The organism is Ferruginibacter sp. HRS2-29 (assembly GCF_024343615.1).
In the GTDB taxonomy this organism is placed as follows: Bacteria; Bacteroidota; Bacteroidia; order Chitinophagales; family Chitinophagaceae; genus Ferruginibacter.
In genome coordinates, this window is the sequence record NZ_RJUB01000020.1 from 1 (window position 1) to 21,603 (window position 21,603).

18 protein-coding genes are annotated in these 21,603 nt (G+C 44.4%); 2 read left to right on the forward strand and 16 right to left on the reverse strand.

The annotated features are described in order from the left end of the window. The coding region (locus EGI32_RS08495; protein WP_255154964.1) for a T9SS type A sorting domain-containing protein at positions 1-851 on the forward strand (851 nt) is incomplete at its 5' end. A gap of 509 nt (positions 852-1,360) precedes the next feature. Here EGI32_RS08495 and EGI32_RS08500 read toward each other — a convergent pair. Beyond that, positions 1,361-2,350, reverse strand: coding sequence for an SGNH/GDSL hydrolase family protein (locus EGI32_RS08500; RefSeq protein WP_255154965.1), 990 nt, complete (start codon positions 2,348-2,350; stop codon positions 1,361-1,363). Positions 2,351-2,354: 4 nt separating this feature from the next. Further along, positions 2,355-3,797, reverse strand: coding sequence for an MBOAT family protein (locus EGI32_RS08505; RefSeq protein ID WP_255154966.1), 1,443 nt, complete (start codon positions 3,795-3,797; stop codon positions 2,355-2,357). Positions 3,798-3,936: 139 nt separating this feature from the next. Here EGI32_RS08505 and EGI32_RS08510 point away from each other — a divergent pair, with 139 nt between their 5' ends. Further along, the gene (locus EGI32_RS08510) at positions 3,937-5,418 is read left to right on the forward strand and encodes a hypothetical protein (RefSeq protein WP_255154967.1); all 1,482 of its coding nucleotides are present in this window, start codon (positions 3,937-3,939) and stop codon (positions 5,416-5,418) included. Between the two features lie 156 nt (positions 5,419-5,574). Here EGI32_RS08510 and EGI32_RS08515 read toward each other — a convergent pair whose 3' ends face one another. From EGI32_RS08515 to EGI32_RS08580, 14 genes are all read right to left on the reverse strand, one after another. Further along, positions 5,575-6,705, reverse strand: a complete 1,131-nt coding sequence (locus EGI32_RS08515) for an acyltransferase (protein ID WP_255154968.1) — start codon at positions 6,703-6,705, stop codon at positions 5,575-5,577. 176 nt (positions 6,706-6,881) lie between these two features. After that, a complete protein-coding gene (locus tag EGI32_RS08520; protein ID WP_255154969.1) occupies positions 6,882-8,273 on the reverse strand; it encodes an undecaprenyl-phosphate glucose phosphotransferase in 1,392 nt (463 codons plus the stop codon). 41 nt (positions 8,274-8,314) lie between these two features. Then, entirely contained in the window at positions 8,315-9,409 is a 1,095-nt protein-coding gene (wecB, locus tag EGI32_RS08525; protein WP_255154970.1) for a non-hydrolyzing UDP-N-acetylglucosamine 2-epimerase, read from the reverse strand. A gap of 30 nt (positions 9,410-9,439) precedes the next feature. After that, positions 9,440-10,363 carry a hypothetical protein gene (locus tag EGI32_RS08530; RefSeq protein WP_255154971.1) on the reverse strand — a complete coding sequence of 308 codons (924 nt, stop codon included), beginning with the start codon at positions 10,361-10,363 and terminating at the stop codon, positions 9,440-9,442. A 3-nt stretch (positions 10,364-10,366) separates the two neighbouring features. Further along, positions 10,367-11,827 carry an MBOAT family protein gene (locus EGI32_RS08535; RefSeq protein WP_255154972.1) on the reverse strand — a complete coding sequence of 487 codons (1,461 nt, stop codon included), beginning with the start codon at positions 11,825-11,827 and terminating at the stop codon, positions 10,367-10,369. A gap of 75 nt (positions 11,828-11,902) precedes the next feature. Continuing rightward, positions 11,903-12,688 carry a WecB/TagA/CpsF family glycosyltransferase gene (locus EGI32_RS08540; RefSeq protein WP_255154973.1) on the reverse strand — a complete coding sequence of 262 codons (786 nt, stop codon included), beginning with the start codon at positions 12,686-12,688 and terminating at the stop codon, positions 11,903-11,905. Positions 12,689-12,780: 92 nt separating this feature from the next. Further along, a complete protein-coding gene (locus EGI32_RS08545) occupies positions 12,781-13,956 on the reverse strand; it encodes a hypothetical protein (RefSeq protein ID WP_255154974.1) in 1,176 nt (391 codons plus the stop codon). Next, positions 13,953-15,071 carry a hypothetical protein gene (locus EGI32_RS08550; protein WP_255154975.1) on the reverse strand — a complete coding sequence of 373 codons (1,119 nt, stop codon included), beginning with the start codon at positions 15,069-15,071 and terminating at the stop codon, positions 13,953-13,955. The genes EGI32_RS08545 and EGI32_RS08550 overlap by 4 nt, the downstream gene beginning before the upstream one ends. A 69-nt stretch (positions 15,072-15,140) precedes the next feature. After that, positions 15,141-16,415, reverse strand: a complete 1,275-nt coding sequence (locus EGI32_RS08555; protein WP_255154976.1) for a hypothetical protein — start codon at positions 16,413-16,415, stop codon at positions 15,141-15,143. 247 nt (positions 16,416-16,662) lie between these two features. After that, complete coding sequence (locus EGI32_RS08560; protein WP_255154977.1) at positions 16,663-17,370, reverse strand: class I SAM-dependent methyltransferase; 708 nt, start codon at positions 17,368-17,370, stop codon at positions 16,663-16,665. 156 nt (positions 17,371-17,526) lie between these two features. Continuing rightward, positions 17,527-18,435, reverse strand: a complete 909-nt coding sequence (locus EGI32_RS08565) for a hypothetical protein (RefSeq protein ID WP_255154978.1) — start codon at positions 18,433-18,435, stop codon at positions 17,527-17,529. A 64-nt stretch (positions 18,436-18,499) separates the two neighbouring features. Then, entirely contained in the window at positions 18,500-19,240 is a 741-nt protein-coding gene (locus EGI32_RS08570; RefSeq protein WP_255154979.1) for a hypothetical protein, read from the reverse strand. 46 nt (positions 19,241-19,286) lie between these two features. Further along, on the reverse strand, positions 19,287-20,423 hold the full coding sequence (locus EGI32_RS08575) for a glycosyltransferase family 4 protein (RefSeq protein ID WP_255154980.1): 1,137 nt from the start codon (positions 20,421-20,423) through the stop codon (positions 19,287-19,289). An 8-nt stretch (positions 20,424-20,431) separates the two neighbouring features. Continuing rightward, positions 20,432-21,598: a glycosyltransferase family 4 protein gene (locus EGI32_RS08580; RefSeq protein WP_255154981.1), complete on the reverse strand. Its 1,167-nt coding sequence runs from the start codon at positions 21,596-21,598 to the stop codon at positions 20,432-20,434. Positions 21,599-21,603: the final 5 nt, after the last annotated feature.

Consider the following 21,603-nt stretch of genomic DNA (forward strand, 5'->3'; position numbering starts at 1 on the left):
CCGGCGGTACAGCACCATACACTGGTACGGGTAGCTTCACCAAAGCAGCAGGCACTTATACCTTTACTGTAACGGATGCCAATGGTGCAGCGGATGATGTGACCATTACTATCGCTCAGCCAACTGCCATCAGCGTATCAGTAGCTCCGGGTACGATCGCTGTAAACGGAGGTACAACTTCTGCAACTGTTACTGCAACCGGCGGTACTGCACCATACACTTACAAACTGAATGATGGCGCTTACCAGTCAGGAAATACCTTCAGCAACCTTGTTGCAGGTACTTATTCGGTTACTGTGAAAGATTCAAAAGGATGTACCGGCACAAAATCATTCACCATCAGCGAACCGGACGTAATTACTGATCTGGGACTCATCGTAAACTCTGGTGGTTTTGGTTGCAGGGGATCTAACACCGGTTATATCAAAGCGGAAGCAAGGGGCGGATTTGGTCCGTATACTTACCAGCTGGATAACGGTACATTCGGAACCAACAACGTATTCACCAGGTTGGCAGCAGGCACTTATACCGTTACCGTAAAAGATGCTTCTCAAAGGACGGTATCGACCCGTGCAGTGATCAGCGAATCAAGGAGAAGGTGTAACGCGATCTACCTGACAGCTTTGGGTAACCCCTCCATTTCAGACTTCAGGGTGAAGATCGAAACTGATAACACTAACGATCCCATTACAATGGTTGTAATGAACATGGCTGGCCAGAAAGTATACCAGACTAATGGTAAAGCGAATGACATCAATACCTTCGGCAGGGAATTCACTCAAGGCACTTATATCCTGAGGGTTCAGCAGGGTACAGAAGTAGAAACAATCAGGCTTGTAAAAGCCCGTTAATAAAGAGGTTTAAATCTTGCTTTTTTCCCCATGACTTAAGAAACTTCCGGTGAAAGCCGGGAGTTTCTTGTTTTGTACTGCAGGGTTCCGGCTTCGGAAAATACAGAACATTTATTATGAACATCGAAGCTGAGGAGCATTGTCATTGCCTGATAACATCGCATTAATATTTCTTCATTTTCACAAGCCGTACCTACCGTACGGATCACCCCGGTTTTGTTTTGGTCTGCCGATGCGATGTTCCTACGGAACAATGAGTTGTAAGGTGGAAATTTACTTAGGTAGGATGCCTGTATGTTTATGTATTTTTATGAACATTAGTAAGGTGAGCGAATGTTGTATGTTCCGTAGGGATAATATGTTGGTAGCCCAAATATTAGCAAAAGCCGGAACGTGCCGTAGGTAAGGATTGTAAATGAATGTACCAGGTGCATTATGCAGAGAAATTGCTTTGTGTATTCGTATATCGGAGCTAATGGAAAACCTCAAGAACGGGGCGCTGAAATAAACTACTTCATCTTCCCGCTCACAAACGGCATTCCTTTTACGATGACAAAAATACTGTCCGCCATTTTTTTGTGCGCCCGCTCATTCGGATGGCCATCATACCTGGAAAGGATATTGTCTTTGGAACTTTCACCTTTGAAAATATCGAGCCCGTTGACATACTTCACCTGCGGCGATTGCGTAAAAAAATGTAGCAATGCATCATCCGCTTTGGTGAATAAGTTCGGATATTCCAGCAGGTTTATTTCCGGGAATTTCAAAACGAGCAACTGGATGTTTTTGCTCTTTGCATCATCGATCATTTCCTGCAGCAATGATTTTGATTTTTCCCAGTTCGGCTTGTCTTCGGAATAAGATCGCAGAATAAGGCTGAATGCACTGTTGGGGAAAATGATACCACGTGCCTTCAACTGTGTATGCAGATTGGAAAGCGTGAATTGTATGAAACTCGATTGGTACAACACATCATAGATCTTTTTGGCCACCGATCTTTTCTCTGCCGATGAGGCCGCGATCTTTTCAAAATTTTCTATCGTGGTAGTATCTCTTTTTTTATCGAGTTCACCCATCACATCATTATAGTTATACCCGAGAATGACAAGCTGTGGCCTGAACTTATCTACAAACTGGTAATAAGTCTGGGTGTTGTCAAAATTGTTGGATGAAGCCTTTGATACATCCAGTACATACACTTCGTCAAAGCCGGTGTTGGAACTTCTAAGCGAGCCTTTCAATTGCTGGGAAAAGTTCTTGCTGAATTCGATCCCCCCGCCATGAATATAAGAATCGCCGATGACCATCACCCTTAGATTATTTCCCTGTAGATCGATGGAATTGTTTTTCACCATTTCAAATTCCGGCGTCACTTCAAGGCTCGTGCTGATCTTTACCACCTGCGTGCTTTCCATCAGTTTGAAACGCTCGTCGAAACGGATCAGCAGTTCACCGGTGATGACGAATATCGCGATACAGCATATTATTTTTTTCAGCATGGGATCAGAATTGGAAATAAATGAATGATTTTTCGCCGAATGAACCCCACAGTATGATGGCCCATATGACGATACAATTGAGTGTAGCGATTCCGTAGAACTTAAGCTGCGACCCGCTTGGTTCAAATTGCAACGCATGTTCTTTCGTACGCTGCAGCCACTCCATGCCCATGAATACGGCCACGATGGCGAGCAGGCTGAGGTTGAGGTCTTTCGGTACGGTAAACAACGATGAATGGAAAATGCCGCCCAGGTAATCGAATGCTGCATGCACCGATTCCGCCCTGAAAAATATCCACGCCAATACCGTGAGCGTGAAAGTAAGTATCACCGAAAAAAGCTCTTTGGGCGAAGGGAGTATTCTTCCCTGTGCCACCGTATCGAGATTGTTCCTGTTGGTGTTGAATAAAATGGAAGGCATGATGTATAAGGCATTCAGCAGCCCCCAGATGATGAAGGTCCAGTTGGCGCCATGCCAGAAACCGCTCACCAGGAAGATGATGAAGGTATTGCGCACTTTCATCCGGGTGCCGCCCTTACTGCCACCCAGCGGGATGTACAGATAATCGCGGAACCACGAAGAAAGCGAGATATGCCAGCGGCGCCAGAATTCGGCGATGTCGCGGGAAAAATAAGGGAAGTTGAAATTACGTAACAGGTCGAAACCGAATAACCGTGCGGTTCCCAGGGCAATGTCGGAATAACCGGAGAAGTCGCAATAGATCTGGAAAGTGAACATCAGTGCGCCCAACAGCAAGGTACTTCCCGATGTACCGGCACTGTGATCGAAGGCCATATTGGCGTAGGTGGAACAATTATCGGCGATCACGATCTTTTTGAAAAGCCCCCACAAGATCTGTCTCAGCCCGTCAATTGCTTTTGCCTTATCGAAGTAACGCTGTTTTTTTACCTGCGGTAAAAGATGCGTAGCCCTTTCTATGGGGCCTGCTACCAGCAATGGGAAGAAGGAAACGAAGAGTGAATAATCCACGAAATTTCTTTCGGGTTTGATGCGGTCCTTATAAATATCTATTACATACGACAGCCCATGGAAAGTATAAAAGGAGATACCTACCGGCAGGATCACTTTCAATACCCAGAAATTTGTTTTGACACCTACCATCGCCAGCGCTTCGGCAAAAGATTCGGCAAAGAAATTATAGTATTTAAAAATGCCCAGGAACCCGAGGTTGACACCGATGCTTAACCAGAACCAGAATTTTTTCCTGGAAGTATTGGGCGCATCGGCCATCTTGAGGCCGGTGTAGTAATCCAGCAGGGTAGAGAATACCAGCAGGAAAAGAAAACGGTAATCCCAGCACGCATAAAAGAAATAACTGGCTACCATGAGCAGGATATTCTGCAGCTGTAGTTTTCCTTTGGCCATCCAATAGAGTGCGAATACTATGGGAAGAAAGAGGGCAAAATTGAGCGAATTAAAAAGCATGCGATAGTTTTGATTACACGAATTTGAGCGAATTACACGAAATACACCAATTAAAAGATGGTTATCTGGCTATAAACTGCCTTTAATTCGTGTAATTCGCTCAAATTCGTGTAATAATAAATCTGTTAAACGAAAATACATGCGATTGATTTTGTCCCTATACTTCATTTTGTTGGCCACCGGCGTTTACGCCACTACTTACTATGTGAGCAATACCGGCAACAACCGCTACGACGGAATGTCCCCATCCTCTTCCTGGCAAACGCTGCAGCGGGTACAGATAGCAGCCAACAGCGGCCTGATGAAACCCGGCGATAAGATCCTTTTTAAAAGGGGCGATAATTTCACCGGCACACTTACCTGGTCCAGTATTTTTGGTAATAAGGCGCCATCGGGCGCTAAAGATGCCCCCATCACTTTCGGGGCTTATGGCACCGGGGCCAAACCGGTCTTTCAATACCATTCGGATTTTGAAAAAGACCCTGCCAAAAAAGTGCTGTTCATGGTAGCCGGGGTGAATTATATCATTTTCGATGGGCTCGATATTACCGATCAGCGCTTTCCGAAAGAAGATAAAGTGTCGCCGGCTTATTGTGCCATCGCATTCAACTTTGGCAGTTATGGCGATGCCACCAGCAACCATTGTATTGTAAGAAATTGCACCATGGCGAATATCGGGATGGGCATCGTGCTGGTAGGCGACTCCAATACCGTGGATTCCTGCAGGTTTACCGACCTGAAAAATGTACGTAATACCTTCGGCGATAAATTCCCGGAAAATGATGATGACTATGGCGCCAACGGTGTAACGATAACAGGGAATGATAACCTGATCACGCATAATTTTTTCAGTGGCAACTGGGCAGAGAGTTATGACTATGGCTTCAGCGGCGGTGCCCTGGAATCTTTTGGTTCGTCCAGCCGCAACAGGATCATGTACAATACCATCATCGATTGCAACGGCGTGATGGAGATCGGCAGTGGTAGTGGCGGAATGGCACAGGATAACCTGATCGCCAATAATGTACTCATCAACAATGGCGGGCTGACCTGGGTGAATATTTCAGGCACATTCGCCATCCAGGCCTCCAATATTCAATACTTCAATAATACTATTATCGATACAGAAAACCGGTATAAGGATGTGGCGCTTTTTCTCTTCAACGGCAAGCCTGAAGCCGAAACGGTTTTCAATATCCAGAACAATGTGTTTTACCTGAGTTCGGGTATCAACATCACCACGGATAAAGTGGATACGAAAAAATTCACCCATGAAAATAATGTGTACGAATTTAAGAATGGCAGCACTTCCAATCTTAAATTATCTGCTTCCGAACTGATCAGCACGCAACCTGTTTTTCAAAACACCGGCTCAAAAGATCCGCTTCAATGGAATTACCAATTAACGCCTGCGGCCAAAGGAAGGAAGGCAGGTTCAACCGTACAGTTTTCAGGAGCATTTACAGAAAGCCACCTTACGGGTTCGGCCATTCCGGTGACACCGGCATTTGCAACGCAACTGGAAAATGCTTTTTATGCGGTATTATTTAAACACAATGAAAAACTGGCGAGATGGCTGATGCAGATATTTCTGGTGCTGACGGGTGGGTTGGTCGGTTGAATAAGTGAATAGTCAATAGTGAATAGTCAAACCTTTGCAGGTTGTTAAGAACTGGCAGTTTTTAAAGTTTTTAATCAAAACTTATTTTATATCACTTATCAAAAACCTGGTGATCTTATAGCCTTGCCATTTTATTTCAAACCTTCGAAGGTTTGACTATTGACTATTCACTATTGACTTGTTCTTCAAATATTCAATTTCTTCATCCGGGCGTTTTAAGGTGAACAACCACCAAAGATTTAACCGCAGGCAGATATTGTAGAAGATCATCGGCGCTATCAATCCGAATGCGAGTATCACCGGCATCAATATCAAGGGATGTTCAATGTGCAGGAATTTAGTCATTACGATCCTTAGCAACGACATCGCGATGATCTGCAGGCAATAGATGTGTACAGAGTTGTAACCCACTACCCGCAACCATTGTGCCGATCCACGTTTTTTTAATGCGAAGGAAACGCAGATGGATAAAGTACAACCAACCAATGCCACCAGCAAAAAGAATAAAGGCATACTGCGTTCTACATGGTAATCGCCAAAGCGATGGTTGATATCCGTAAAGAAATATTGTATCACGATGAACGCGACAATAAGTGGCAATAATAATTTTGCGGAAGAAAATAATTTCGCCGCTTTTTCACTCAGCAGGAATCCGGAGATAAGATCACCGATGGCGAAGAATAAATAATATTGCATGATATCCATCAGTGCGCCCAGGTCAGCTTCTGTTTGCTCCGGCCGCAGGTAACGCAGGTAGGCCAGCGTGAAATACAAGGCGAGTCCGAGTGCGAGCTGATGCGCCACTTTGAATTTTGCCAGCACCTTCAGGGAAGAATAAATAACCCCCACAAAAAATAATGCGTTGAGGTACCAGAATTGTCCGTTGACCCGGGGGTAAATGATGAGGTCGAGGTAATTGCGGAACGACATATCCGAATTGGTATAATCACTCATGACGAGCTGCAGCGAAAGTTGTATGCAGCCCCACACGAGCATCGGGTACAGGATCGTTTTTACACGGTTGCCCAGGTAGGGCGACAAACCTCTTTTGGCAATACTTCTTGAAATGAAAATACCCGAAGCGATAAAGAACAACGGCATCCTGAAGCCAAAGAAAAATGTATTGATATAGGCGATGAAAGGATAGTCTTCCAGCTTTATTCCCGAACGGAGCAGTCCTTCGAAGCAATGACGATAGGTTACGAGGATGATGCTGATACCGCGGTCGTAATCGATCCAGCCGTAGCGCTTATTGCTGAGGATGTATTTTGAATTGAAGAAGTCCATATTTTTTTATTACACGAATTTTATCGAATTACACGAATTACACGAATTTAAGGTTGACGACCGACGACAGACCACCGACCACCGACCACCATTTTCTTGCTCTTCCAATTACTAATGACCTCTCGAAGATTTCACCATTCACCATTCACCATTCACTATTCACTATTCACCATTCACTAGTATGCATTCTTTTCCCCGCTAAACACATTGTACACCGTAAGGAACATGATGCGCAGATCGAGCCACACGTTCCAGTTTTCGAGATACCACAGATCATGTTTCACCCTCAGTTCAATCTGTTTCGGGTTGCTGATCTCGCCCCTGAAGCCGTTTACCTGCGCCCAGCCTGTGATGCCGGGTTTCAGGAACTGGCGTATCATATATTGGTCTACGATCTTTGAATAGTCATTGGTATGTTTCACCATGTGCGGCCTTGGGCCCACGAGGCTCATTTCGCCTTTAAGCACGTTGAAGAATTGCGGGAACTCATCAAGGCTCGTCTTGCGGATGATCTTACCGATCTTCGTCACACGGCGGTCGTTCTTGGTGGCCTGCACCGAATCGGAATCCTTATTCACCGTCATGCTGCGGAATTTATAACACTTGAACATCTTGTTGTTCTTGCCCGTACGCATCTGTGAGAAAAATATCGGCCCGCGTGATTCTATCAGGATCAGTAAACCCAATAACGGTATCATCCATGATAAAAAGAATATGCACACGAGCAGGCTAACGGTAACGTCTAACGCTCTTTTCTTTACGCGGTTGCCAACGTCTTCCAATGGTTCGCTGCGCAAAGAAAGTATGGGAAGGTCTTTGATATAATCGATGATCACCGGCTTGCTGAAAAAGAATGAAAGGTTGGGTACCACTTTGAAACGGATCACTTCGTTTTCGGCTTCCCGCATCAGGGTATAAATGGAGTCGTTTTGCTCCGGTGTGATAGTGCAATAGATCTCCTGCACATCCAGTTCTTTCGATACTTTTATCACGTCGTCCATTCCGCAGAGAATAGGATAAGGCGAAAGTTCCATTACATTTTTCGGATCTTCCACGAAGCCCAGCAGATGTGTATTGATCCCTTCTTCTGAAAAATATTCGGCCAGTTTTTTGGCAGTTTCATTATACCCGATGATGATCACGTTGTTGAACAGCGAGTCCTGCCTGCGGATGAAATGTTTTATCCCTACGTAAAGAAAACGGTTGAAAAGCAGCGCCGTGCCGAATGCTATGATCGTGGCCAGGATGAAGAGCCGTGATACTTCGGTTTCCCGGGAGAAGAACAGGTAAAAGAAAAGGAACACGATCCAGATGATATAGATCTGTACCGTTCTTTTGGTGAATGATTCAAAATGCAGGATCACCCTTTCCGTATATGACCCGAGGATGAAGGAAAGGATCACCCAAAACGTATTCAGGAAAAGCCAGAAGGCAAGGTATGCCGAAAAGAATTTTGTAGTGATACCCTGGTCGAAGATCATCTTCGAAATAAAGAACGCCAGGTTCAACATGAACAGGTCAAGTGCGATCAGTGTGAATTGAAGGTATCGTTTAAATTGCTTGTTCATTTGCCAGGCAGTTGTAAGTTGTTTTGGTGATACGTATTCGTTTATTTGTTGTACAGGCTGTCCAGTATTTCTACAATCCTTTCGGAGGTCTTGCCATCCCAGTAAGCCGGGATATCTCCTTTTTTCCATTCACCTGCAAGTATCTGCTGCAGGTATTTTGATAATTTATCGAGGTCGTCACCAACGAGCTCGTTTGTGCCCATCGTAACCGTTTCGGGCCTTTCGGTAGAGTTGCGCATGGTAAGACATGGAATGTGCAACACGGTAGCTTCTTCGGTGATACCACCCGAATCGGTGATGATACCTTTCGCATTTTTTACCAGGTAAATGAATTCATGGTAACCCTGCGGATCGATCATGAGCAGTTTGCTGGTATCCATCTGCAATTTATCCATCATCTGCCGTGTGCGGGGGTGTACAGGAAAAACAATGGGAACTCCGGCAGTAGAACTGATCACCGCTTCCAATATACGCTTTAATTTTTCGCCGTCATCCACATTCGAGGGGCGGTGCAGCGTGAGCAGGAAATAATTGCCCGGGGCAAGTTGCAATTCCGGCCAGAATGAAGGTTGTTTTATTTTTTCAAGATTCTGGTACAAAGTATCGATCATCGTATTACCTACAAAATGGATGGCGCTTTGCGGAACCTGTTGCGCTGCCAGTTGTTTGTTGGCTATTTCTGTAGTGGTAAAAAAATGATCGCAGATAGAATCCGTTACGATGCGGTTGATCTCTTCCGGCATCGTCATATCACCGGAGCGGATGCCCGCTTCCACATGCACCACATCGATGCATAATTTTTTTGCAGTAATGGTGCAGGCCATGGTAGAAGTAACATCCCCCACCACCAATACTACAGTTGGTTTATGGGCGATGATCTCCTTTTCAAATTTCACCATGATGGCTGCCGTTTGCTCCGCCTGAGAGCCACCACCACATTCGAGATTCGTGTGTGGGTCGGGGATGCCGAGTTGTTCGAAAAAATCGCCACTCATTTTTTTATCATAATGCTGGCCGGTATGTACCAGGCGGAATCCGACTGCCTTGCCTTTTTCCTTAGCCGCGTTGATGGCTTTGATGATGGGGGCGATCTTCATGAAATTGGGCCTTGCGCCTGCTACGATGGTTATAAGCATAAATCAGTTTTTATTTTTTAGTCGTAAGTCTTATTTTATAAGATTATTTTGACGGATGTAATCCGCCAATTCATTAGTATAAATGACAGCCCCATTGATTTTCAGGTGCACATCATCCGAGAAATATTCTTCATGCTGTGCATATTCATTCTTCACGGTATCATACACCATGAAATTAGCGTTGTTGCCTACCAGTGATTTCATGCGGTCGAAAAATCCGACGGTTGGTTTGTAAAAATTTGGTGTGCAAATAACTAACAGGGGAATGTTGTTTTTTTTGCAGATATCGATGAAATTCAAAAAACTCTGGCGTTGTGGTTCGAGCTCTTTTTTTACGTCATAGTAAGTGGTGTCGTTCAGGAATTTGTGGCTGAAACGTGCATCCACAAACGATATCGGCATCGATCCATCAGCACGTAAAGTATCGATCGGCTTGAATTTTTTCTGTGCCAGGTCGAAGTTGCTGATGTTGAGCTGGTGTACGATGAACAACTCCGACAGCAGAAAATTCTTATGTCCCTGTTCTACCAGCACGTCCCGCACTTCCGGATATTTTACCAACGGATACAGCCGGTCGAGCCTGAAATTGAGATTGGTATTTTCCTGTAGTTCCGCGGGATCATCTACACTTAAAATAACCAGCGAAGGTTTTTTATTCTTCTTCTTCAATGTTTCTTTGAGCAAAAATTCATGGAAGCTGATGCCTGATCCCGGGTACGAAAGATTGTATACGGTGCGGTGCAAAGAATCGCCCAATTGTGTGGCCAGGATATCCCTGGCGCCGCGGGATGAGCCGTATATCAGCACATCGGCATTGATCTGCCCGTTGAGGATCATCTCCAGTCGTTTGTCTGCTTCTTTCGCCGGTGCGGCATTGCGCAGCAGGATCAACCCTTTGTCTACAATGAAAAAGACAACGCCAAAAAGTACTATCGTTAATAAGAATTTTTTCATTGTTTAAAATTGGAAATAGATGAATTGTTGCTCTTTACCTATGAACAGGAAAATAGCGATGATGAGGAGGTAATAAAATGCCCAGCGGAATGTCCTGTGCCAGCTTTTACCAAGTGTTGCCAGTGCATATTGTTGTTCCCTGCCCATCCATTCTATGACGATGAAAAATAAAATAAGTGCCAGTCCCACACCCGGATGCGCTTTGGTAGCAAGAAAAGGTTTCTTGTTCGGCATCACAAAAAGCGAGGAAGAAAATATCCGTGAAACATAATCGATCGCATGCGAAACATTATCGGCCCGGAAGAAGATCCACGCCAGTACGGTAAGGCTGAACGTGACGATCATGCTGATGAGTTCACGAATGGTCGGGAATATTTTTCCCTTGGCCACGGTGTCAAGATTATTGCGGTTGGTGTTGAACAAGATCGACGGCATGATATACAAGGCATTCAGGAAACCCCAGATGATGAACGTCCAGTTGGCGCCGTGCCAGAAGCCGCTTACGATGAAGATGATGAATGTGTTGCGCACTTTCTTCAAAGTGCCGCCCTTGCTGCCTCCGAGAGGTATGTACAGGTAATCCCTGAACCAGGTGGACAGGGAGATATGCCAGCGGCGCCAGAATTCGGCAATGTCGCGGGAGAAATACGGGAAGGCGAAGTTGCGCAGCAATTCGATGCCGAAGAGCCTGGCCACACCCAATGCGATATCGGAATAACCCGAGAAATCGCCATAGATCTGGAATGTGAAAAAGAGCGCACCCAATACAAGTGTGCTTCCATTGTAGCCATGCGAGCCGGCGAAGATAGCGTTGGCATATTCGGCGCACATATCGGCGATCACAATTTTTTTAAACAAACCCCACAGGATCTGTCGCAGACCATCGACTGCTTTGGCGTAATCGAACTGTCTTTCTTTTTTTATTTGTGGCAGCAGGTGAGTGGCACGTTCTATTGGTCCTGCCACCAGCAGCGGGAAGAAACTTACGAAGACCGCATACTCATAAAAATTCTTTTCAGGCTTGATCCTGTCTTTATAAATATCGATCACGTACGACAATCCATGGAAAGTATAAAAGGAAATACCTACCGGTAAAATTATTTTGAGCGTCCAGATGTTTATGTGAAGGCCGGTCATTTCGAGCATATCGGCGAACGACTGGACGAAGAAGTTGTAATATTTGAAGAACCCGAGAAAGCCGAGATTGATACCGATGCTGAGCCAGAACCAGATCTTTTTACTCGTCTTCGATTTGGCCTCGTGCATTTTTATACCTGTGAAATAATCGAGCAGGGTGGAGAACATGAGCAGGAAAAGGAACCTGTAATCCCAGCAGGCATAGAAAAAATAGCTCGACACGAGCAGGAGCATATTCTGCAGCTTCAGATTCTTATTCGTAACGAACCAATACAGCACGAAAACGATCGGTAAGAATATGGCAAAATTGATAGAATTAAAAAGCATAATAGTTTTTGGTAATTGTTATTACCTTAAGATCCGGTTGTTAAATAGTTATGATCGTTGGTCATGCATATGTATTCAGGATGCTTTTTTGGAAGAGAAGAGCTGTTTGCCCTTCGCTTTCAATACAAGATAAATGAACTTCGAATTGCCCACCAGGTAACGTTTCCACATACGTTTCGGCTCCTGCGCAAACCGGTAGAACCATTCCATCCCGATATTCTGCATCCATACAGGCGCACGTTTGGTGAACCCTGCCACCACATCGAATGTGCCGCCAACACCCATCGTGAAATTGACACCTGCCAGCAGGTCACGGTGCGCATACATGAAATTCTCTTTCTTGGGTGAAGTGATCGCCACGAATAACATCTGTGCCCCGCTGTCGCCAATTTGTTTCGCTACTCCCGCTTCTTCTTCTTTCTTGAAATATCCGTTGCGGTAGCCGGCGATGATACCGGCACCATATTTTTCGGTGTAGATATCCACTACTTTTTTTACAATCTCTTCTTTTGCCCCGAGAAAAAAACATTTATATTTTTTCTCCGCAGCAAGTTTTACCAGTTCCTGCATCAGGTCGGCACCGGCCACACGTTCGGGCAATTTACCGCCGAGCAGCCTTGCTCCCCACACGATCGCCTGTCCGTCGGCATTGATCAGATCACAACTCACCACACTTTCGAATAGCTGTTTATCCGTCTGCATCGACACCACTTTGCCGGCATTGATCACCACATGATTGATGTGCTCATCGGCTTTGATAGCGTTGTCCACCACATCGATGGTTTCTTTCATGCTCAAAACGTCCACAGGAATCCCTAAGAAGTTGATTCTCTTTGGAGCTATATTTTTTATATTATTCATTGTCTACATTTTTATGTATGATGTCTTTCAGTTTGAGCGAACTTTCAGTTTTGGAAAATGACTTCGATCCGAAAAAAATCATACATCTTACATCATACATTTTTTGCCTCCGGCAAAAAATACACACTATACGCATAAAACATCCAGGCCTGCGACCAGCGCATGTATGCGATCCGGGAAGTGAAATACTTATTTATCTGGTAATAGAAATATCCTTTTTTATCCTGCATGTTATCAATCGACCAGTTGATCACCCTGTCTACCACTTCGCCGCTGGATGCGGTCTTCCGCATTTTTTTTACCGTGATGATCAGCTGCGACGGCGCATGAATGTCTACCGGGTAGGTCGAATTGCTGTAATATTTCGGAACGCCTTCTTCTGTAAAAAAAGTCTTGATGTAATATTCAAATCCTTTTTCTGTATACATCCTGAAACTTTCGTCGCCGGTATATTTCATGTAATCATCAATGCATTCAAGGTTGTAGCCGGTATGGAAATTATCGATCCATTGATGGAAGGGTAATGTTCCGTAGGCCCAGGCTCCGTTTTCCTGTTGATAACCGCAACAAAATGTTACCGACCTCTTTGCCTCTTCGGCCAGCAATGGTTCTTTTGTATAGCTGTAAACCCTTGCCAGCAGCCTGCTGCCGAGCAGCGAGGCGTTGAACACAACACTTTTATCCAAGGGTGAATAAGAGAACGAAAAGTTCCCTCTTTCATCATACGTGCGGTTGAGGTCTTTCAGCATGAAATCGCAGGTGCCCCTGGCTGTTGCCAGCAACGATGCTTCACCGGTAATATCATACGCATCCAGCAATGCATTCGCGATGAAAGAAGATGCTACTACGGTTGGCATGCCTTTCGGTTGAAAGAAGGCCCTGGCTTCCCAATCGAAATTGTAGCCCCAGCAGGCTCCTGAATAACCTTTGCTCACGGTTTGATTGATCTGCTCAATGAACAACTGCATTTTTTCAAGATGTGCCGGGTTAGCATCCGTTTTATATAAATTACAATAACCCGATAAAAAAAGACCTAATGCTTTCGGATTGTAATCTTTCTTCACCCCCGCTATCTTCCTGAAGTTGATAGGGGAGCGTTTGAAAAACTGTATCCATGCAAGGCGCATGAACCTGCTTTTGGGGATGAAAGGCATCTTCTGAAAAAGCCTGCTGTTCAAACCGTCATATGGATCATATCCTTTAAATTCTTCTGCTTCGCAAAATGCGGTCAGTTCTTTAAAGGATCTTTTAAATTTTGTAGCCGTCATATCAGGATGCTCTCTTTGTTTTCAGCGGTGACCGCTGCGGTTAATTCCTCTTTGCTGTTGTTTAGTACATGATCTATCAGGGTTACATAAAAATCCCTGAACGAATTGTTCAATGTTGCTGCAGTACCGGTGATGTTGTGCCGGCCGCTGTGGCCCGATCGGAGCATTGCAGCCAGTTTGGTTTCAAGATCGTCAAAGTCCCTGGTCCTGAACAGGATCGCACCCGCGGGGCGTTCCGTTACATCCGATACCAGTGTTTTTTTGCCCAAAAATAAAGCTTCCCTGATTGTCAACGCATCACCGTCGGTGTTGGTAGGCCGCAATACTACGTCGGCACGCTCCACCAATTTCACGAACGGTATGACACCATTTACCAAAAGGAAATGATCCTGTATGTTGTGTTCGAGGATGAGTTGTTGTGCCGCATCGTACCTGTCCTTACATCCGTCTATCGCCGACACGGTAAAGATGAAACTCACCGGAATCCCTTTAGCCACAAGCCTCCTGGTAGTTTCTATGCACATATCCAGCCCGTAAAGGTCTTCGCCTTTGTGTAGGTCCAGCCTTGATGCGTTGGCGCAAATAAGCGTTTGTTCGTTCGCGTTAGCCATATCTGCCCTTGCGCTGATCACTTCGGGTAACGCCGCTTCCTGTTCCATTACGGGAGGGAGAAAGGCATGTTTGACGATGCATTTTTTTGCAGGCAATGATATCCTTTCCGTGATGGTAGGGTTGACGAGTATGATCTTATGCGCCAGTTTGAAAACCGTTTCATCCCAGAAACGGAATGGTTGTTTTCTTTTGGCGCCATATCCATGTAATGTAATGATGACTTTTTTCCCAAACAATCTTCCGGTAATAATGTGGATCTTTTTGAATAACCTGTTGCCGCTATGGACAAACAGAAGATGGGAGTCTGCGATCTTTTTTAAATAAGTAAAAATATCGAGGCTCCGGATGTTGAAGAATTCCGGTTTGCGTTGCGGCGCTTCATCCACGAGGTCAATGGAGTAAACATCATCCAGCAGATGTTTCAATCGCCAGATGTGAATGCTGATGCCGCCTGCGGGTGGGGGTACGGGGCCCAGTATGAGTATGTTGCTTTTTTTGGCCATGTCATTTATAAAAAAAATGATACGCCACGGGTATCAACCGGTGGCAGGTATCATTTTTCAATCATTAGCTTATACTCTTGGTTTATTATGCTTTACCAAAAGCTTGAATTTATTACTGCCCGAAAAGGTAAGGTCTTCGTAAGTACCATACCTGAAAGTAAACGGCATATCCTTGCCCACCATGTTGGTCATTTTGGTTCGGATGATGCTGAGGTCGGCTTCGCCGAATGAAGGTGTCACCACGAGCAAGACATCCAGTGGTTTGTCTACGCTGTACTGGTGTACCTGCGCCGCCTCCAGGTTGCTTACGCCTTTAAACGCGTGATCGATACAACCCACGATGCTGCCATCTTTAAGGTCGATCGTTTCGCTCGCCCTTCCTTCGATGCTCAGTATTTTTGGTGCTACTATATTCTGCAAAAGATCCCCTCCTTCCACAATGATCTTATCTTCTACTTTATAACGGATGAACGGAAACTGTATATTGTTCAACGCGGTGGTGATGATCGCGTTGTGCTGAAATTCGTTGATGGAATATAACGGTAAAGGATAATAATTATCCTGGTTGTTTTGCGCCAGCAGGATCGTCCTTTCTGCATTGCCGTACCAGTCGTGGATCTTCGCTCCTAAAAACGCTTCGATGCTTTCCCGTTGAAAACCATACAATGTTTCGGAGGAAGTGAATGCGTTCGGAATGTGCAGCGGAAGGTTTTTCTTCTCCAGTTCCTTGCAGATATGATGCAGGTAACTGGGAAAAGCTTCCACAGCCACTGGTGCAAATTCTTTGATGAGGCCGTAATAAAATTCAATAGTGCCGGAATTTATATTCGGACTGGAGATATATAAAATGTTTGATTTTTTGTTGAACTTATGCGTAGTATTACGATCCAGCATACCACGGATGGCCAGCAATGGTTGCCCCAGTTTATACCCATGCATGGAGCGGTAATGGCGGATATATGCCTGCTCTGTTACAACATTCAAGGGCGAACGGAAAATGGTAAGTGGCGAACCCGTGGTACCGCTGGTATAACCAACCGATTTTAAGATCTTGGAACCATGGTAGATATCATCCACATGGTTCTTGATATCATTCTTGGTGAGTATGGGTAGTTTGTTGATATCAGACAGATCTTTTATATCCCTGATGCCGATGCCATGTTCGCGATATAATTTTTTGTAGAAAGCCGAATGTTTCATTGCACTTTTTACGAGTGCAATGAATGCGTCGTTATATTTTTCCAACAGCTTCTTGCTATCCAGTTCATACAAGGAAGCTACTTCCTTTAATTTCCGGTTGGTAAGCAGATTGTTCTTGGAATAATATTTTAATACATCATTCATAGTTTTGTGGGCGAGGTATGTTGGTAAACTTATACTGTAAAATTATTAAATATTTATAGGATAATCACTACCCGGTTAGGAGTAATTATAAGATTCTCAATTTATTATTAAATAAGATTCACATTTGAATGAATCGTATTAATACGAATAACGAGCATCCTGCTACTATAACGTCGTTTGATAAAATTATTGTATACGAGAACAATTAAGAATTAAGAATTAAGAATTAAGAATGGGAAAAATGCAATTATCTTTCACTCTTAATTCTATATATGGCTACGTCTGGTTTTTTGTTCTTAAAAAAACTCTCATGGATCTTTGTCACTTCCGGTTTTCCATCAAATATTGCCTTATGAGTTGGGTTTGAATAGATCACATGTAATTCCTTCCCGGTATTTTTTACGTGGGAAATGATGCCGTCCAGCACGGTGTTCATGGTTTTTTCGCCGAAGGGGTTGAACATATAGATGAGGTTCACATCATCCGGGATCTTCAGGTTGCACGCATCGGCCGCCGAAATGTCAAAATCCGTAGCATATCCATTCTCCTGCATTCTCCTGCAGTTGCATATGGCCTTCCTGATGCCTTCTTCGTCGAGATCCACGCCTGTCACGCGTTTGAACCTGAGTAACATGCCAAAAGTAAGCACTCTTCCCGCTCCGCAGCCTATGTCGAGCATATGAATGCCCTGCGCTTTGAGCTGCAGCCGCCGGAACGCTTTTTTAAGCATGTAAAACGATGATGGCTGATTTTCATGCGCATCTTTGTACAATGATTTTGCTTTGGTAGCTTCGAGGTTGTCGCTGAGATCAGGATGAATGACCCCGATTTTTTTCAGCTTCCTTTTCTGGAGAACTTCATAAAGTGTTTCCAGAAAAGCCCTGGTGTATCCTTTGTAACCGGCATCAAAAAGAAAGATCCTGTACCTGGTGGTCAATGCATTCGTTAATGGCATAGAGCTGTTTTACGGATAAAATGTTGGTTATGAATTGCCTGGAGGTTATTCAGAGGAGAAATATCGGCGGCAGAATTGCATAGCCGGGCTGTAGGCCAGATTTATAGGGACTTTCGGAGGATACCCGGATCTAACGGATCACGGGATTAAGATAGGCTATTTGCCTTTCTTAAGCAATTTTTGTGCATAAATTTCCAGCTGCTTGAAGGGCATGAACTTCCTTCTGAGGCCGTCTATCACGATGATATCGTCGAGGTAATTGAGGGTATGACAGGCAAAATTATAATCCGTATGACGGGGCGCTTTCAACAACATATGTTCTTCTTCGCCAAAATCTTCCTCTGTAAGCGCATTGATGCGGTTGATGACCACAGCTTTACCATAATAATCAATACTGTTTTGTGCAGGACGATATAATTCTCCATCCACGATCACAAAATTTCCCGCAGGGCGGGTATTGTAAAATGAATCTTTTACGGGGTTTTTGATATGTGGTGTCCACGGGCCTTCCAGTTTGCCGGAATGATAAAGGTAGAGTTTGTTGTTGCTCCCGGGGCCGCGTTTGGTGGCAAAAAGCCAGTATTTATTATTAAAAAAAACGATTGTAGGATCAAGTAATGGTTCGTTGATGATGGTGATGGCATTTTTCAGTTCTTTCTTCGCAAAGTCATATTCGTAGCGCAGGATGGCACCCGACATACTCGATTCGGGCATAACGTAAGTTTTGCCTTCGGCAACAAATGCATTGGGGTAGGAGAGATGGCTTTTGGTATCCAGGATTTCTTTAGTGAACAAAGGCCTGAAATCCTTGTCTACAGTCGTGATCGACACTTTTCCATACTGGTCGTCGTTGGAGAAATCTTCATAGATCACGTTGATATTTCCATCGTCGTTCCTGAAAATGAAGGGGTCGGCAAAAAAGCGTTTGGCAGGGCCGGCCGGCAACCAGGTATACTCTATGTTGGATTCTTTGTTACGTATCAGCTCGCGGATATCCACCCTGGCCAGGCCGATATTCCACTGCTTGACAGTAAGTTTATCATATATCTTCTGTAGAAAATTCATAATTCATATAGCTTGGCAACATAAGGTACGAATAGAATCGCACGAAAGTTCTGCCCGGTTGAAATTAATACCTGCGGTCGATCTTATCGGCTACCGCTTTCATGATGTAATATAAAGGTGAGCTATAATTCAGGCATTCCACCACTTGTCCGCCGAATGATAATTTAAACTCATTGATACCTTTCATGCTCTTGTCTTCCGTGTTTTCAACGTATCCGCCGAAGTCGAGGATCTTGTAACCTGCTTCCTTAAAAAACAGGATGTCTTTGTATGTCAGTAGTTTATTGGCTCGCCCGATCACATTCCGGTCGATGGTTTCATCGAGCCTGCGGGAACCGGAGTGATACAACCTTGCGATGCCCACTTCCTTATCTACCAGGTAACTGTGCGCTACGATCATTTCGCCGTTATAAAATGCATAACTCATCTTGATATTTTCACCCAGCTCTTCGATCCTTTTGTGACTGGTAGGATATATTCCTTTCGCTTTCGCAAATTCATTGTAAAACGGGATGAATTCATCTTTCAGGTCCTGGCGGAAATTACATTCTACCCCTTCTTTTTCAGACTTACGTATTTCCTGCTTTACCGTATTCCTGAAATTGGCGTAGATAGTTTCCACATCCTGCGTCAGATCAAGTTCTACGGTATGTGTATTTTTCGCGATGCCCATCACTTTTTTACCATCTGTATTTTTTACATGCAGGTAGCTGTTCAGCGTGAAGAGCCTGAAAAAATTGAATTTATAGGTGAACCAGTTCTCGTATACTTTTAAGAAATAAAACTTTTTATGAAATCGTACCATGTCTTCAGTTTGTTTTACAGGGTGTAAATATTTTTTATGTTTGTTTTTATATCAATTCTTTGTAAAAGGACAATGTTTTTTCCGCTACGCTCCGGCAATGATAACGGTTGGTAGCGTCGGTTTTGGCCTGCAATGATAAGGCTTTTACCTTTTCGGTGTTGTTATGTAATTTATCCAGCGCTGCCACGAGTGTTCCCACATCGGTATTATCGGTAAGATACCCGTTTACATCATTGCTGATCATTTCGGGAATGCCACCAACGGTGGAACCGATGACTGTTTTTCCCGCCGACATACATTCTGCTATTACCATCGGCAGAGATTCCTGCAGGGAAGATACTACGAGGATGTCGGCACCGGCCACAATATTCATCACGGCGGATTGCGGCACCCAGCCATGAAAATTCAAGTAGGGTGCAAGGGCATGTAAACGTATGTATTCGTTTATTTCCTTTTCAAATTCCTGGTCTTTAAAACCTCCGAGGATATCGATGGTGAATGTTTTTTGGCGATCCCGCATTTCCTTCAAGCCTTTGAGCAGGAAAAGTATATTTTTATTACGGTCGATACCGCCGATGTACAACAGTTTGTTTTCGGTGGCTTCTTTTACCGGCAAGGCGAAATAGCCTTCCATCACCGCATTGGGAATGATACTGTATTTATTGATCTTCAATCTTCCATACATCCTTACAGAATAGCTGGAGAGATGAATGATATTTTTCGGGAACATGATCTTCTCCACCAGCCCGTTGAAATACGAACTCATTTTGTAACGGAAATTTTTGTTCACTTTTCCTTCCGCCATGGCGATGCCATGAATGGTGAGCAGATGTTTTACACCACGCAGCCCGAACAGTTTGGTAAAAAGAAAGGCATCGCTGGCTTCGTAATGGATCAGGTCTGGCCTGAACTCCCCGATATGTTTCCGCACCTGTGGGGCACATTTCAGTAAATAATTGAGCGAGTGAAGCGGGAAGCGGCCTTCGGGACAATATACGATCTCGATATTATCTGAAAACCGGCTGCGTTGTTCGCTGCTGACCTCTTTGTTGAATGAAACCACCCTAACGGTTACGGGTAACTGCACAAAACCACGCAACAGGTTGGCCACTGCCGAGTGCACGCCACCCCTGATGTCGTCTGTATTGAGCGGCAGCGCCGGAACAAGTATCATCACACGCATCGGCTGAATTATTTTAGAGCGGCTTTATAGGCGGTTAAAAATTTTTGTTCGTTGTCTTTGCCCGCGGCTTCGGAAAAACGCGGGTCAAGATTTTTTTCTATTTCCAGGTAATGGTCATTTGTCAACGCTTCTATGATCTTCGCTGCAATGGCATCGGGTGTAGGCTCGGCCAGCAGGCCGTTTACATTATCGTCAATGTATTCGCTGAAGGATCCTACATTGGTAGCCACTACCATTTTTTTTGCGGCCAGCGCCGTCATCAACACACCGCTTTGTGTGGCATCGCGGTATGGGCAAACGATGAATTTCGATTGCTCTATCAGTTCTACCAGGTCTTCGGTGAGTAAATATTTTGAAATGACCTGAATATTAGCAGGATAGGTTTTCACCACTGTATCATCCAGGGTGTAACCATAAGACGCACTTCCTGCTATCAGGAATTTTTCATCGGGATATACTTCCAATACTTTCGGAATAGCTTCCAGTAAGAGATCGATGCCTTTATAGTACGATAACCGTCCGAAAAAAAGGATGGGCCGGGGCTGCGTATCTACGCCTTTTAAAAGTTTGGAAATGTATGTATACGGATGTAAACGCATACTATATGTCTGCTTTTTCACCCTGGTAAAATGTTTTTTAAATTCATTTTCCGCATAAACGGAATAAAAGAAAAAGCCGGAAGCTTTTGGAATAAATACTTTATTGACCAAGGTATCACGCCAGTCGAGCTCGCCCGAATGCGGAACGGGATCGTGGAAAGTGATGAAAACTTTTTTGTTGATAAGATAGGGAACCAACCCCAGTGCACGGATAGAGATGGTATCGAAATGAACAATTTCTACTTTGTTTTTGCGCATGTATTTACCCACGATCCTTCCCACACCTAAAGTGCTGAAAGAAATGCTCTTTGGATTTTTTTGCACTACAAATTTTACGCTGGCAACCCCTGTGAAATAGTCTTTAAGCATGGCCCATTTTTCTTTGCCCAGCAATACTTCGGGATCTTCCAGGTCTTTGAAATGCTGTATTTCAGCTACGTTCACGATGGTACCTTTCTGCTTGGAGTTTTCCGATATTTCTATCATCACATGCAGTTCCACCTGGTGTTTCAGGCTTTGGATCGTTTCCAGAATAACATCTAAAAAACTGGTAGAGGTATAATAAAGTACAACCATTTGAA